Genomic DNA, 384 nt, shown 5'->3' on the forward strand with positions numbered 1-384 from the left:
AATCATAATTCTATCGAGATGAGTAAATTAGGAGAAGTAAGTAAATGGCACTATTTGACAGAGAAACGAGAGAGTTGATAGAAAAGTTGATCAATCAGGTTGATGTTGATCTTCGAACCGATTTTAGTATAGGTATCATTTCTAGTGAAAATGAATATACATCTGTCCTAACTGCAGAAATTCGTAATAGGATTAATGCTAGGCTACCGTTAAAATCAGCTGCATTTTCACAGAAGTTGAAATCAAATGAAGAGCAAGCATGGGGCGTTGATGCTTGTGTTCTATTGATTGATTATGACAAGGGAGTCGGGAAACTATGTTTGTTTGAAGCAAAAAGTGATCGGCCAAATTGGGACTATCTGAAACCTAATTATCAACCACCTA

General features: G+C 35.9%; 1 protein-coding gene. It reads left to right on the forward strand.

Going from position 1 to position 384, the window contains the following annotated elements:
* Window positions 1-44: 44 nt before the first annotated feature.
* On the forward strand, window positions 45-384 hold a 340-nt coding region (locus IQR33_RS09245; RefSeq protein ID WP_193843653.1), incomplete at its 3' end, for a hypothetical protein.

The organism is Vibrio sp. OPT46 (assembly GCF_015163535.1).
GTDB lineage: Bacteria > Pseudomonadota > Gammaproteobacteria > Enterobacterales > Vibrionaceae > Vibrio > Vibrio alginolyticus.